This is a genomic window from Clostridium sp. BSD2780061688st1 H5 (assembly GCF_005845155.1).
GTDB classification, from domain to species: domain Bacteria; phylum Bacillota; class Clostridia; order Lachnospirales; family Lachnospiraceae; genus Claveliimonas; species Claveliimonas intestinigallinarum.
Genome location: NZ_SPGT01000003.1, coordinates 150,390 through 162,938 on the forward strand (window position 1 = coordinate 150,390; position 12,549 = coordinate 162,938).

Consider the following 12,549-nt stretch of genomic DNA (forward strand, 5'->3'; position numbering starts at 1 on the left):
ACGGATTCTGGAATTTTAAAGCAAATTTGCCTTTTCTTTCATCTCTTTCCTGCTCGTATTCGTATACAGCAGCGTCGTCCGTTCGCTTGAATGACCGGCCTGATTCGCCACCTCCGGAATACTGTATCCGCATTTAAGCGCATGAGAGCAGAAAAAATGTCTGAGCTTATGAGGATTGATCCGATCTGAGCACTGGCTAAAAAACCGATTCACACTGCTTCGGTGAAGTTTCCCGCCTTTTCTGCTGACAAACAAGTATTCGCAATCTGAATTTCTTTCCTTCAGATATTCTCTGACTGCGTGAATAATCTTATCATTGATAAATACAATCCTCTGCTTATTTCCCTTTCCTATAACAATCAGCTCCCGGGCCTGAAGATCTAAATTGGTCAAAAGAAGATTCGTGCATTCGCTGACTCGTAAACCGGCATAAGCCAGGAGAGTCGCTATCGCATAATTCCTCTTTCCGGTTTCTACAAGTACCCGCTGGAGAAACTCGTCCACTTCCGGTTTTTCAAGATCTGACGGACTGGCAATCATCTGCTGAAATTTCAGCCGATCTTCTGATACAACCGCATCGTCTTCCTGGTCCTTCGTTTCAATAAGGAATTGATTAAAGCAGGAGAGAGCAGACAATTTTGCATTAATACTATTGAATTTCAATCTCTTTATATTCTGGAGATAAGATCGATAATCCAGAATATTCGTATGATAGAGCTTTGTCATCTCCCGACCGTATGACTCTTCATACCACAGCGCATATCCTTTCACATGGCCAAGATAGGTCTGGATCGTATTTTCTGACTTTCCATGCTGCGACATATATTCCTGAAAATCTTCCAGTGAAATCATTCCGCTTCCTCCTCTCTGCAATTATGTTGCGTTCACTTTCCAGTGGTTTGTAGGAAATTATGTTGCGTTCGCACTATGTTTTCCGAGGTTTTTGCCACTCTAACACAACATAATTACCATTATGTAGCGTTAAGAAAAGATCCCCTTCGGGATCTCACATGCATTACTCCCTATATATAATAAATACGTTACTGGATCAGGAAACGCAAAAAGGACAGCAGATTGTCTCCGCTGTCCATAATGCAATTTATTCTATTTCTCGAGTGATTATATACTACTTTTAGATTGATGACAGTCATTATAAACCTCCGTTTCGGTATTAGGTGAATGAGTAACCGAAACGAGGTCTGTCGGTGGGCGGCACCCAGAGCGGCCGCTCCGCATCTCTGGGCAAAGTGTCGAGAAGTCAGATTATAGGATAGAGGGATGGAAAAGTATAAGGACACAACGATACCTCCCGGGCACCGCCGTATGGCTACTTTTTTTGTTTTAGCGCGTGATAATCCAGACTTCAAAACAACAGTTTTTTAATCCGTTTGCCTGACAGCAATATTTTTACTTATTCTATGTTCGCTTTTTATTTCTCCCTAATCAACAGGGTTGTTCCCCAAATACCACCAAGTAACATAACCTCTAATACACCCAAAATATGTATAATATTTGTTAAACAGAAGTTGCTAAAAAGTGCTATTAAGTGATTGAGCCCAAGCCCCCAACATAATATTGTAGATTGTAGCGTTAATATTTTCATAAATTCTTTCTTTCTTTTCAAGAATGTATAAACGATTGATAATATTAGTCCTACATTCCACAATGCAATTTCTCGTTGCCAGCCATAAGCTGCTCCCCATACGGAAAATTCTTCAGCTAGTTCTGGAAAAAAGATTTGCCAGATCAATGCTCCACAACAAGCAACAAGCATAAAGGACAGGTAAAAAGTATAATTCTTTGTCGAATTGAATTTTGTTATTTTTGACATTTCGCGTCCTCCAAACATGAAATTTATTTCATGTTTCAGTGTAAAAGGGCGAACTCAGTTTGTCAAGCAAAAATGTGAAATTTCTTTCATATTTCTTGCTCTTTTCTTTGAGTAGATATATAATTACTTTGTCGGAACCAAGGGAGGTGAAGTTATGGGTAACAATCAAGTGCGTATCCCAAGACAAAAGCGTTCCATCGAAAAAAAGAAAGCAATAATTAAGGCAAGTTATACCTTGTTTTGTGAAAAAGGATACTATAAGACAAATACTGCAGAAATTGCTAAGATGGCAGGGGTATCTACTGGAATAGTGTATAGTTATTTTCAAGATAAAAAGGACATTCTTATAGAGGTTGTGAAACTTTATATCAGCAGATTGAACGAACAATTTCAGCCAATTTTAGTGTTTCTGGATCATGAAAGAGATTTAATTTTTATAATAAATCAATTCATAGATATTGCTATTTCATCACATCAAATGAACCGTGATGCACATAATGAGTTTTTGGCATTAGCTTTACTCAATTCGGATATTCAAAACTTGTTCAATGAATTTGAAGAAGAAATATTAAGCATTCTTTTTATGAAAATAAAAAAATCTTCATCAACAACAGATAATCTGCTACTTGAAAAGCTTCGAATTAGTTATGGGATTATTGAAAACCTGTGCCATAGTTATATTTCTTCCAAAAAACGAAAGGATGAATTGGAGCAAATGAAAACTATCTGCATCTCTCTAATTGTAGAATTACTCCAAAATTCAAGACTGTGAAGAAAAGTCTGTAAATGTTTCAAATTGTTTTCTTGAAAATGCACGAGTAAAAAGTTACTGTATATATAGAGATCCCGGAGGTTCATTCCTCCGGGATCACAAATCTGTATCCGACACCACGTACTGTCTGGATATATTCTTTATCAGTATATTTTCTAAGTTTCTTACGGATTCCTGCAATCAGGCACCGAACTGCGTTATCCTCATCCTGTGGATCTTCTGATCCGGCTGTCTGGAGGATCTGATCTTTTGTAAACACTCTCCCTGGCTGTCCGGCAAAATAGAGAAGTACATCAAATTCCTTTTTAGTCGTAGGAATTTCCACCTTATGATATAATATCTGACGATGTGTAATCATTACCGTTAGTCCATCCCGAAAGCGTATTGTATTCTCGTCTTTATAAATATACATCTTATCACCTACCTTCTTCGTATTATCTATACTAAAAAAGAAATCTCACCAGAATATCACAGACCAATAATTTTTTTCTTCAAAAATGCCTTGAAATGTCACAATCCTGTGAGGTTTCTGTGACATTTCGTTGTTATCCTAAAAGAAAAAGGGGATAAATATGAGCATAATAAGGGATAAACAGCAAAGACAATATGTACATCACCATTTAAGAACTCATTTAACAGTCATTAAAGGAAATGCCGAGATGCTTGATAGATATTATTGCGATAATAGAACTAAGGAAAAACAAATGTTGTCACAGATCTTAAAACATATAAAAGACATGGAAAAATTTCTGGAAGAGTTATAGAATACTTCTAAATAAATCAAAAGGATGTGATCCAATGAAAATTTTAGTGGTCGAAGATGACCAGCTTTTGAACACAACCCTTTGCTATAACCTGTCCGCTGCAGGTTATGAAGTAGATGCTGCATTAACCAAGGGGATAGCGGAAAATTTATGTGAGAAGCAGGAATATGATCTGATTGTCCTTGATATCAATCTGCCGGATGGAAACGGATTTGATTTTTGCCGAGAATTTAAGGACAGTCACCCTGATACTGCGGTTATCTTCCTGACGGCAAACGATATGGAGAGCGATATGCTCAAAGGTTATGAGCTGGGGGCGGATGATTATGTGACGAAACCTTTCCCTATGAGTGTATTCCAGAAAAAAGTATCTGCATTGCTGGCCCGGATCAGGAAACAATCTGATAGTGATTTATATAATGATGGAAGTCTGGTTATCAACTTTTCAGAAATGACTGCTACACTCAACGAGAAAAGTATTTCTTTTACTCCGCTGGAGTATAGACTTTTAAAAGTTCTGACAAAAAATCCAAAGATTGTGTTAACCCGGCAAGTGTTATTAGAAAAACTGTGGGATATTGATGGGAACTTCGTAGATGAGCACGCCCTGACTTCAACGATCAGCCGTATCCGAAATAAAATTGAAAAACCAGATCGCGCCTATATTAAAACAGTTTATGGTATGGGCTATATGTGGATTGGAGGAACCAATAAATGAGAATAAAAAACCAATCATTTAACAAAGTATGCATTGTCGTCTGTACAATTCTTCTGTTGCTATCGCTATCTGTATTGGTTCTCCTGTATATCCTTACACAAAATAGGCTGGTCCTATACGTCGTCTTATTCTATGTAGTATGTATTATTGGGTGTATGTCCGCTTTTTTAGTATTTGTGCGACAGAAACTAACGATGTTTTCAGACTCTCTATGCAAGCTACTTGACGATATGATGTCGGGAGATCAGGCCATGCCGCAGTACGCAGAGGAAGAATCCCTATTTTATAAAATCCAGCATCGGATTTCTCGGCTCTATGAAGTGTTGCGGGAGAGCAAAAGCAGCATAGCAAAAGAACGAGCAGATCTGCAGGAGCTGATTTCAGACATATCTCATCAAGTTAAAACTCCGATTGCAAACCTAAAAATGCTGGATGCAACTTTATTAGAGCAAACAGTATCGCTGGAAAAACAAAAAGAATTTCTTTTGGCTATGGGAAACCAGTTGGACAAGTTGGATTTTCTCATGCAGGCAATGATTAAAACATCTCGGTTGGAGGCTGGTGTAATTTCTTTGGAACCGAAGCCTCTGGCTATCTATGATACTCTTGCTGCAGCACTGGGAGGTATTTTGCTGAATGCAGAACAGAAAAAAATCGAGGTCAAAGTGGATTGCCCGGAAACGGTAACTGCGGCCCATGATAGGAAATGGACAACCGAAGCCCTGTTCAACATCTTGGATAATGCGGTGAAGTATACGCCAGAAGGCGGGAAAATTCAAGTGACCGTGGCGAGTTGGGAAATGTATGCGAAGATTGATATTTCCGACACGGGCATCGGTATTCCTGAACAACATCAAGGAACAATTTTCAAACGGTTCTACCGTGAGGACAGTGTGCATGACGCTCCCGGCATTGGCATCGGTCTATATCTTACCCGTGAAATTATCACCCGACAAGGGGGCTTTATTCGTGTCGCTTCGGAAGTCGGCACCGGCTCTACCTTTTCGGTGTTCCTGCCCCATTCTTAAAATGTCACAGGATTGTGACATTTTAAGGCATTTTAAGGGGAAATTCAAGAACTGCCGTTACATTTCTGCGAGGTTTTCCCTTTACAATGGAACCATCAAAAGAAAGGTGGTAAAACTTATGCCTATTTTACAGACAACAGATTTGAAAAAGTACTATGGAGTTGAGCCAAATATTACAAAAGCTCTGGACGGCGTTTCTCTCTCGATAGAACATGGGGAATTTGTCGCCATCGTTGGCACTTCCGGCAGCGGCAAGTCCACACTGCTGAATATGATCGGTGGGCTGGATGTTCCCACTTCCGGCAAGGTCATTGTGGATGGTAAAGATTTGTCTACTCTGAATGACGAGCAGCTTACCATTTTCCGCAGGAGGAAAATCGGCTTTATCTTCCAGAACTACAACCTCGTCCCCGTTCTCAATGTCTATGAAAACATTGCCTTGCCCGTGGAACTGGACGGCGACAAAGTAGACAAGAAATTCATGCAGGAAGTCGTTCGGATGCTGGCATTGGAAGATAAGCTGAACAATATGCCAAACAATCTTTCCGGCGGCCAGCAGCAGCGCGTCGCCATTGCCCGCGCCCTGATCTCAAAACCGGCGATTGTGCTGGCGGACGAGCCTACGGGTAACCTCGACAGCCGGACGAGCAGTGATGTCCTCGGTCTGCTGAAAACCACCAGCCATAAATTCCATCAAACGCTTGTAATGATTACTCATAACAGCGAAATCGCCCAGCTTGCAGAGCGGATTGTCCGTATTGAGGACGGAAAGATTATGGAGTAAGGGGGTGCCATAGATGAATGGTATTCTGTTTGGCAACAATAACATGACCGTTATCAAACATCTTTCAAAGAGATATTTTAAGAAAAACAAAGTACGGAATATCGCCGCAATTTTGGCTATTTTTCTGACGGCTTTCCTGTTTACCTCTATTACATCCCTTGCTTTTAGTATGGTATCTTCGCTTCAACTCTCCATGCAGATGCAAAAAGGAAGTAAGGCAGACGGCGACATTCGTTATATGAACGAAGAACAATATGATCAGCTTATCAGCAGCGATTTTGTCGAACAGGCCGGATGCAGGCGGGTTATTGGTTTTGCAACAAATTCGCCCGGACATAGCACTGAAATTAATTATGCTGACGCCATTCAGCAGGAATTGACTTTCTGTGTGCCGACACACGGGGATGCTCCGCAAGCGGCGAATGAGATTTCCACTAGTGATCTTGCTTTGGAAGCCTTGGGAGTGGAAGCCGAAATTGGTGCACAGGTTCCCGTTGAGTTTGAGTTGCGGGGGCAGACCTATCATTTTGATATGGTACTTTCCGGCTGGTGGGAAGCAGCGAACAGCGTTAGCAGCTTGATGATTGTGTCTGAAAAGTTTGTTGAAGAAAACCCCGATTTATTCCGTAACACCTTTGCAGAAGATAGAGAAATGGCTGGCACCTATCTGTCCGATGTCGTTTTGAAAAATAAGACGGATGTAAAGGAACAGTTACAGAAATTTGCCCGTTCCGTTGGCGGGAACACCGATGATATGAGTGCAAGTAACTATATTCTCTGTGCAGAGAACGAGGCAACCGTACAATCCATAGATCCGCTTATAGCGGTTGCCGTTGTAGGGTTTGTACTTCTCTTTATAGCCTGCGGGTACTTGCTGATTTATAATATTTTTGATATTTCTGTCATGCAGGATGTTCAGCAGTACGGGCTTCTTCGGACAATCGGATGTTCTACCCGGCAGATTAAAAAGCTGGTGAACCGTCAGGCCGTTTTGCTGACGGTGATTGGTCTGCCCATCGGCTTAGTTGCAGGATTTCTCGTGAGTTGGGTGCTTCTCCCCGTTGTCATGGAATTTTTAAGATATAACGCTTTGAACGCAACCGAAGTATCGGTATCTCCGTTGATTTTTGTGATAGCCGCCTTGTTTACCATCCTGACTGTATTTATCAGCACCCGGAAACCCGCAAAAAAGGCAGCAAAGGTATCTCCGTTAGAGGCAATCCGCTATACCGGGCAGGAAAATATCAAGAAAAAAGTAACAAAACGGACACAGGGAGCAAAGCTGCCCCGTATGGCTCTTGCAAACTTAGGCCGGAGTAAGCGGCGCACAGTTTTCATTGTGATTTCCATGCTCTTGTGTATTGTCTTGCTTAATTCTGCTTTTGTAATTACTCAAAGTATGGATGAAAACAAATGGATCAGCCGTCAAACAAAAACAGATTATACTGTCTACAATTCCACTGCCGTCAATCAAACTGATCCGTTTATGTATCACGAGGATGGACTGCCTTTGGCTGTGCCGGAATTGATAAACCAACAAGCCGGTGTAGAAAATGGAAGATACTTATATCGGAACACCTTAGATGATACAGATGTAACCGTAGATTACGGTATTGAAAACTTTACGATTGAAGGAACCGACGAGTGGAATGGACGCACCTTTGCTCATGGAGGAAATGCACGTGTAGCCATTGCGCCAGATGCAGGAGATCAATGGTATGGAAATGTTTTTGGCGTATCGGATGCCTTTTGGGACGATATAACGATTTATGACGGTGAAAAAAACATTGACACGCTCAAACAGAATATGCATACCGGGGAATATGTGATTATTGGCTATTACATGGATAAGCTAACTGGCGAGCCTGACTTTGGAGTATTTGGCGAACAATTTCCAATGGGGGATACTATATCATTTTATAAGAATGGGGAATTAGTAAAAACCTGTACTGTGCTTGCAATCGCAAATATGACTCCTTATGAATATGAAACATCTTCTGGTGCATTAGCTGCATCACGCATAGGTGGGGACGCACCATTTATCTACATGACAGATGAAATGTTCGGACAGCTTTATGACAACGCCACTCTGTTCAGCTATGGATTTGATGTTGCTGACGGTTATAATCAGCAGATTGACGGTTTTCTGAACGATTTTACAAGCAACAATTCTTCTGTTTCCTATACTTCTACGGCACTAATGAAACAGCAGCTTGCCTCTATCGGGAATATCGTATTGCTTGTAGGCGGAATGATTGGAATAATCATGGCTTTGGCCGGGTTAATCAACTTTACCAATATGATGATTACCAACATTATCACCCGCCGCCATGAATTTGCTACCATGCAGAGCATTGGCATGACGAACCGCCAGCTTCGCCGTATGATGATCTATGAGGGGCTTTACTATGTGGGAGACGCCGGTATAGTCGGTATCATTTTTGCAGCTATGATTGGCTTGACCGTCCTGAAAAGCGTTTTGAACTCGTCCGCGATGTGGTACTTCACGCTGCATTTTACTTTGGTTCCGGCATTGATTATCGTGTTGGTGTATCTTCTTTTGGCTGCGGTGATCCCGGTTATTGTCCTGCGCTTCTTCAACAAGGGTACTGTCGTAGAACGCCTGCGGACAGCGGAGTAAAACAGGTTTAACGAGATCCCGGAGGCTCATTCCTCCGGGATCACAAATCTGTATCCGACACCACGTACTGTCTGAATATATTCTTTATTTGTATACTTTCTAAGTTTCTTACGAATCCCTGCAATCAGGCACCGAACTGCGTTATCCTCATCCTGTGGATTTTCTGATCCGGCTGACTGAAGGATCTGATCTTTTGTAAATACTCGACCCGGCTGTTGCGCTAAGTACTCAAGGACATTAAACTCATATTTACTAAATTGGACTTCGGTTCCATTAAGCACTATCTTATGTTGCACGGAACTTATAACAAGATCTAAATATGGCTGCTCCTGTACTGTCTTACTCTTAGCTAATATGCACTCCGATTTATTCTTGTCAACTGTTCTTGCCTGACTTTTATCAATATAAACAATAATCATCTTATCCATTCATAGAATACTCCTTAATATTATCCAATCTTTCAATAATGAAAAGTGTTTGGCATATGACTAATTATATTTTGTTCTAAATAGATTTTTCCTCTATTGACAATTTACGATGCAAGTTAAATGCCATAAACACAGTTATAATAGCTGAAATTATATCAGCAATCGGTTGTGCATATAATATTCCACTCAAGCCCCAGATTGCAGGAAGGAGGAAAATGATTGGAACAAAGCAAATCCCCTGGCGGCAAGCCCCGAGAAAAAAGCCTGCCGTACCTTTCCCAAGTGCAAGAAACAAAGAAGAATAAACTGTATAAAATCCGAACAAGAAGAACGATAAACCATTTGCAACAAGAGATTTCTGTCCTACCGAAATCATTTCTCCATTTCCATTTGCGAATTGTGAGATGATCTGAGTAGAGAACACAACCATTAACAAACCAACAACTACGCAAAAAATAGTTGACCATAGTATTGATATTTTAATGGATTCCCGCAATCTTTTGAAATTTTTTGCACCATAACTAAAACCAGCAATCGGTTGGAATCCTTTCAAAAATCCAAATACGACTAACGTTCCCATAGAAGTTACTCTTGTTACAGCCCCCATTCCGGCAATAACAGCATCTCCATAATCACTAGAAGCTCGATTAATCAATGCAATCGAAAGACTGGTAAGGAGTTGGAAGGTTAATGTTGGAATGCCGATTTTTAAAATCTCCACAAAGGTCTGCTGTGTCGGGATAAAATCTTTTATGCTAAATGTAAAGGCACTCTTTTTGCGTAAAATATAGGTTAGGTAAACAAGAGTTGAAACAAGCTGAGAAATTGCTGTAGCGATTGCTGCACCCGCTACGCCCATATCAAACGTGTAAATGAATAGGGGATCTAAACCTATATTAATAACAGCCCCCAAAAGCAATGCGCACATCGTTGTTTTAGCAGCACCTTCACTCGCTACAATGTTATTCATTGTCACATTAAACACATTAAAAATACAAGAAATAACGTAAATTCTGGCATAAGTCAATGCATATGGCATAATCGTTTCTGTAGCACCCAAGAATGTTAAAATAGGCTTAAGAAAAATAGTTGCAAAAATAATTAAAACCGCTCCAATTAGAACACTACTGTAAAGAGCCGTACTAGCAACAATATTTGCTGTTTTTTTGTCTCCACTTCCTAATAATCGTGAGAGATAGGAAGCTGCGCCATTTCCGAACATCAAGCCCAGTCCGACGACAACCTGTCCTAGAGGAAACACAATAGAAATAGCACCCATAGGACTCTCACCCAAACCTCCAACAAAATATGCGTCCACAAGATTGTACAGTGCATTGATTAACATACCTATCATAATTGGTATTCCGAGCGAAACAAGCGCTTTTGGTATCGGTGCGTTTCCAAGTAATTCCATCTTTTTGTTCTGTTCATTCATAAAAAATCATTGCTCCTCTCTATTTGTGATATATTTTATAGTGATATAAATTATAGTATTTTATCACCTCAGACATACTACTATAAATTATAGTAGTTGTCAATATATTATCTTTTGCTTGACAAAAGACGTGAAACTGATACTATAATTTATAGCATTTTCAATTAGGAAGGTATGATATTATGGCAACGATTGATTTAATAGTTTTAGGTATGTTAAAAAAAGAATCTATGAGTGCCTATGACATTCAGAAATTGGTCGAATACCGAAATATATCTAAATGGGTAAAAATCAGCACACCGTCGATTTATAAAAAAACAATTCAATTAGAAGAAAAGGGTCTTATTAAAGGAACGATTGTTAAAGAGGGTAAGATGCCAGAAAAAGCAATCTATTCTTTAACAGATGCCGGAGAACAGGAATTTGAAAAACTTATGTTGGATATTTCCACAAAACCCATTCATATTTTTTTGGATTTTAATGCTGTCATTGTTAATTTGGATAGTTTGCCCTTAGAAAAACAGAAAGTATGCATAAACAGTATAGAAGAAAACATAAAAGAATTAAAAATATATTTGGAACAGAACATTCAAGAGAAAGAAGATATTCCTGAAATTCCTGAATACGGTATGGCCGTTTTGCAGCAACAGTTTGCTTTGGTGGAGGCAATCGAAAAATGGATTGATGCTGTAAAAGCTAAATTTAATTGATTGTCTATAAGAGCATATTATTTTTTTAGGGATGCCGAACCAGCAGCATCCCTTTTTTCATGCCAGTATTAACGATTAATCCAGTAATTCAAATCGCTTTATGCAAGACAGTAACACGCGGATCAGCTCCTGATAGAGATCTTCATCAAAAAATCCTTCCACAATCGCATTCCGGATTATGAGCGGCTTATACATCTCAACTATTTCGAGGATTGCCTGTGTATTTCCTTGCTTCGCTTGCTGCAGAATCACTTCAAAACTCATTACTCTGCACCTCCCATCCACTGACGGATCTTTTTCAGTGCATAATAGTATCGGTTCTCCAGCTTATTCCGCGGCATTCCGCTCTCACGGCTTATTTTATCGAATGATTTCTGCTGAAATACATGCTGGAAGATGAGATCCCTTTCTTCTTTCTGAAGCAAACGGATTGCCTTAATGAGCTGATCATCCGACAATTTTTCCCATTCAGGGTATCTTCCCTGTTTTTCATTTTCCAAGAGTCTTTCTCTCCTGACAGCCTCATAATAATCATCAAAATGTATCATCGGCTCATACTCCGCATCGTCTTCCAGATGATTCTCCATACTTTCCCTATAATTTTTCTTGTCCATGTATTTCATTCTGGCTCCTTTTACAGACCGTACGACATATGCCGCGAACATATTCTGGGTTTTATTCTTATATGTATCTTTATTTTTCATTTTATCCTCCGAAATTCAGTAATGTTGACAGGTTGCTGAATCCCGGAGGGCGGCCCTCTTGTCCTTTCGACAGTTTTCGACAAAAAAATACCGGACCAGCCGAGAGCTGATCCGGTTAATTCTTCATTTACGTTTTGTTTTTCTTCATATATTGCGTATTTCCAAGGCGACTTCTTATATCGTATGAGTAGAATTTTTTTATGAAATCACCTGTTTCCCTGTTCCGATGAAAGAAATACCGCATGACGATCATTCCTTTCCTATTAAAATACGCATTATATTGCGTGTATTTCGCATTATATTGCTAATCATATATGAAGAATTTCATGTAAAATATGAGTAATGGACGAGGTGAAATAATGGATCGAAAAGAAAAACTTGGAATTGCCGTTAAAACAGAACGCTTAAGACGAAATATGACACAGACAGAACTTTCGCAAAAAGCTGGTGTATCCCTGCGGACTATAACGGATGTGGAGAAATATCGTGGTAATCCGCGCTATGATACTATGTACCAGCTCATCCGATATCTGGATCTCCCGGTAACAGAATTCTTTTACCCGGAACACGACAGTCATCTGATCAATGTGATTGCCGAAGAACTCTCTAATTACTCTCCGGAGGATCTGCAGGTTGCATTCAGTGTTCTAAAAGGGCTTTACAATGGTCTTCACCCCGAAAAGAATAAGTAGTTTTACATATACGACTTCTTCATGGCTGACCATTATACGCCA

Annotated in this window: 15 protein-coding genes; 8 read left to right on the top strand and 7 right to left on the bottom strand. The window is 39.9% G+C overall.

Features of this window, described 5'->3' with window-relative positions; genetic code table 11:
• Positions 1–15: 15 nt before the first annotated feature.
• Together FGQ86_RS03340 and FGQ86_RS03345 are read right to left on the bottom strand one after the other, a co-directional pair.
• Positions 16–852 carry a tyrosine-type recombinase/integrase gene (locus FGQ86_RS03340; protein WP_138302998.1) on the bottom strand — a complete coding sequence of 279 codons (837 nt, stop codon included), beginning with the start codon at positions 850–852 and terminating at the stop codon, positions 16–18.
• Positions 853–1,429: 577 nt separating this feature from the next.
• Complete coding sequence (locus FGQ86_RS03345) at positions 1,430–1,831, bottom strand: hypothetical protein (protein ID WP_087150739.1); 402 nt, start codon at positions 1,829–1,831, stop codon at positions 1,430–1,432.
• 154 nt (positions 1,832–1,985) lie between these two features.
• On the opposite strand from FGQ86_RS03345, the gene FGQ86_RS03350 reads away from it, so the two are divergent.
• Positions 1,986–2,603 carry a TetR/AcrR family transcriptional regulator gene (locus tag FGQ86_RS03350; protein WP_087150738.1) on the top strand — a complete coding sequence of 206 codons (618 nt, stop codon included), beginning with the start codon at positions 1,986–1,988 and terminating at the stop codon, positions 2,601–2,603.
• An 82-nt stretch (positions 2,604–2,685) separates the two neighbouring features.
• Here the strand turns inward: FGQ86_RS03350 and FGQ86_RS03355 are convergent, their stop codons facing one another.
• Positions 2,686–3,015, bottom strand: coding sequence for a winged helix-turn-helix domain-containing protein (locus FGQ86_RS03355; RefSeq protein WP_138302999.1), 330 nt, complete (start codon positions 3,013–3,015; stop codon positions 2,686–2,688).
• A gap of 160 nt (positions 3,016–3,175) precedes the next feature.
• On the opposite strand from FGQ86_RS03355, the gene FGQ86_RS03360 reads away from it, so the two are divergent.
• The 5 genes from FGQ86_RS03360 to FGQ86_RS03380 all read left to right on the top strand — a co-directional run bounded on the left by FGQ86_RS03360 (position 3,176) and on the right by FGQ86_RS03380 (position 8,538).
• Entirely contained in the window at positions 3,176–3,367 is a 192-nt protein-coding gene (locus tag FGQ86_RS03360; protein WP_138303000.1) for a histidine kinase dimerization/phospho-acceptor domain-containing protein, read from the top strand.
• 34 nt (positions 3,368–3,401) lie between these two features.
• A complete protein-coding gene (locus tag FGQ86_RS03365; RefSeq protein WP_138303001.1) occupies positions 3,402–4,085 on the top strand; it encodes a response regulator transcription factor in 684 nt (227 codons plus the stop codon).
• Positions 4,082–5,113, top strand: coding sequence for a HAMP domain-containing sensor histidine kinase (locus tag FGQ86_RS03370; RefSeq protein ID WP_138303002.1), 1,032 nt, complete (start codon positions 4,082–4,084; stop codon positions 5,111–5,113). Before FGQ86_RS03365 ends, FGQ86_RS03370 begins: the two co-directional genes overlap by 4 nt.
• A gap of 118 nt (positions 5,114–5,231) precedes the next feature.
• Positions 5,232–5,897: an ABC transporter ATP-binding protein gene (locus tag FGQ86_RS03375; protein ID WP_138303003.1), complete on the top strand. Its 666-nt coding sequence runs from the start codon at positions 5,232–5,234 to the stop codon at positions 5,895–5,897.
• A gap of 13 nt (positions 5,898–5,910) precedes the next feature.
• Positions 5,911–8,538, top strand: coding sequence for an ABC transporter permease (locus FGQ86_RS03380; RefSeq protein WP_138303004.1), 2,628 nt, complete (start codon positions 5,911–5,913; stop codon positions 8,536–8,538).
• Between the two features lie 26 nt (positions 8,539–8,564).
• On the opposite strand, the gene FGQ86_RS03385 is transcribed toward FGQ86_RS03380, so the two are convergent.
• Both FGQ86_RS03385 and FGQ86_RS03390 read right to left on the bottom strand, forming a co-directional pair.
• Positions 8,565–8,966, bottom strand: coding sequence for a winged helix-turn-helix domain-containing protein (locus tag FGQ86_RS03385; protein WP_243127142.1), 402 nt, complete (start codon positions 8,964–8,966; stop codon positions 8,565–8,567).
• Between the two features lie 76 nt (positions 8,967–9,042).
• A complete protein-coding gene (locus tag FGQ86_RS03390) occupies positions 9,043–10,401 on the bottom strand; it encodes an MATE family efflux transporter (RefSeq protein ID WP_138303005.1) in 1,359 nt (452 codons plus the stop codon).
• A 182-nt stretch (positions 10,402–10,583) separates the two neighbouring features.
• On the opposite strand from FGQ86_RS03390, the gene FGQ86_RS03395 reads away from it, so the two are divergent.
• A complete protein-coding gene (locus FGQ86_RS03395; RefSeq protein ID WP_138303006.1) occupies positions 10,584–11,111 on the top strand; it encodes a PadR family transcriptional regulator in 528 nt (175 codons plus the stop codon).
• Positions 11,112–11,186: 75 nt separating this feature from the next.
• On the opposite strand, the gene FGQ86_RS03400 is transcribed toward FGQ86_RS03395, so the two are convergent.
• On the bottom strand, positions 11,187–11,375 hold the full coding sequence (locus FGQ86_RS03400) for a helix-turn-helix domain-containing protein (RefSeq protein WP_138303007.1): 189 nt from the start codon (positions 11,373–11,375) through the stop codon (positions 11,187–11,189).
• Complete coding sequence (locus FGQ86_RS03405) at positions 11,375–11,815, bottom strand: sigma-70 family RNA polymerase sigma factor (protein ID WP_138303008.1); 441 nt, start codon at positions 11,813–11,815, stop codon at positions 11,375–11,377. The genes FGQ86_RS03400 and FGQ86_RS03405 overlap by 1 nt, the downstream gene beginning before the upstream one ends.
• A 359-nt stretch (positions 11,816–12,174) precedes the next feature.
• Here FGQ86_RS03405 and FGQ86_RS03410 point away from each other — a divergent pair, with 359 nt between their 5' ends.
• The gene (locus FGQ86_RS03410; RefSeq protein WP_171031504.1) at positions 12,175–12,507 is read left to right on the top strand and encodes a helix-turn-helix transcriptional regulator; all 333 of its coding nucleotides are present in this window, start codon (positions 12,175–12,177) and stop codon (positions 12,505–12,507) included.
• Positions 12,508–12,549: the final 42 nt, after the last annotated feature.